This is a genomic window from Modicisalibacter radicis (assembly GCF_900961225.1).
GTDB lineage: Bacteria > Pseudomonadota > Gammaproteobacteria > Pseudomonadales > Halomonadaceae > Modicisalibacter.
The window spans coordinates 1-1,462 of record NZ_CAAHFN010000105.1; the positions used below are offsets into that span (position 1 = coordinate 1).

A 1,462-nucleotide genomic window follows, 5' to 3' on the forward strand; every position below is an offset into this window, starting at 1 on the left:
GCCGGCATAGACCGGCTCCAGGCGTTGGTTGGTGCCCGGATCGATGGCCTGGATCGCGTCGCTGGAACCGGCGACGGCCTGCTGGCCGATGAGTAGTTTGCCTTCCAAGGTCATGACTTCCTCCTGAGGGTGATGCTGCAGCATGTCTCGTATCGACGGATACGGGCCCGACTGTGAATCAGGCCATGAATCAGAGTGCGTTGACGCTGGTGCCGCCGTCGTCGGCGACGAACGTCAGCGGATTGCGTAGCGCCCGCCCCAGGGCCGGCAGCTCGATTTCGAAGCGGTCGCCCTCCTGGGTGCGGATGTTCTCGGCGAAGCTCAAGGTGGCGGTGCCGAAAAAATGCACATGGACATCGCCCGGGCGGCGAAAACCCGGGTACTTGAAGTGGTGGTACTCGAGATTGGCCAGGGTATGTGCCATGTTCGCCTCGCCGGTGAGAAAGGGCTTTTCCCACAGCGTCCTGCCGTCGCGCACGATACGGCTGGTGCCCTCGAGGTGCTCGGGTAGCTCGCCGATCAGCAGCTCCGGGCCGAAGCTGCAGGCGCGCAGCTTGGAGTGGGCCAGCCACAGGTAGTTGTGGCGTTCGGTGACGTGGTCGGAGAACTCGTTGCCGATCGCGTAGCCTACCCGCCATGGCTGGCCGTCGTCGCCGATCACGTACAGTCCGGCGAGTTCGGGCTCCTCGCCGGCGTCCTCGGCGAAGGCCGGCACCGACAGCGCTGCTTCGGGGTCGACGACAATGCCGCCGTCGCCCTTGTAGAACCATTCCGGCTGGGCGCCGACCTCGCCGGCGGCGGGCTTGCCGCCTTCGACGCCCATCTTGAACATGCGCATCGAGTCGGTCAGCGTCTCCTCGGCGGCCTGTGCCTTGGCATGCATCGCCGAGCGGGTGTCGGCGCTGCCCAGGTGGGTCAGGCCGGTGCCGCTGATCAGGCAGTGGGCCGGGTCGGGGTGGCTGAGCGGGGTGCGCAGGCGACCTTCGGCGGCCAGTGCGGCGTAGTCCAGCCGGGTCTCGGTCAGCGCGGCCTCGACCACCGCGCTCAGCTGTTGACCCTCGCGAATGGCGCGCTGCGCCAGGCCATAGGTGCCGTGCTCGGCATCCAGCAGGCGAACCTGCCGCTCATCCTCGACCAGCGCGACGCGCAGCCGGCCCTGGTGTTCACATTGTATCAGTCGCATAGCGGGCTCCCTTGAGCAGTGTAGCGGGGCTGGCCGGTCACACCAGCCACATGGCCAGGTTGGGCCAGAACAGCAGCGCGAACAGCACCACCAACTGGATGGCAATGAACGGCAGCAGCGAGACGAAGATGTCCTTGAGACTGACCTCCGGCGGCGCCACCCCCTTGAGGTAGAACGCGGCCGGGCCGAACGGCGGCGACAGGAACGACACCTGCATGTTCACCGCGAACAGGATCCCGAACCAGATCGGGCTGTAGCCCAGCTGGTCGATGATCGGCA

Annotated in this window: 2 protein-coding genes; both read right to left on the reverse strand. The window is 66.6% G+C overall.

The window, feature by feature from the left end:
* Window positions 1-190 precede the first annotated feature (190 nt).
* On the reverse strand, window positions 191-1,183 hold the full coding sequence (gene araD1, locus HR9077_RS18190) for an AraD1 family protein (RefSeq protein ID WP_136068723.1): 993 nt from the start codon (window positions 1,181-1,183) through the stop codon (window positions 191-193).
* A 37-nt stretch (window positions 1,184-1,220) separates the two neighbouring features.
* On the reverse strand, window positions 1,221-1,462 hold a 242-nt coding region (locus HR9077_RS18195), incomplete at its 5' end, for a TRAP transporter large permease subunit (RefSeq protein WP_136067381.1).

Bases quoted from the DNA above. Each gene is read 5' to 3' on its own strand.
- araD1 (WP_136068723.1), bottom strand. From the start codon at position 1,183: ATGCGACTGATACAATGTGAACACCAGGGCCGGCTGCGCGTCGCGCTG.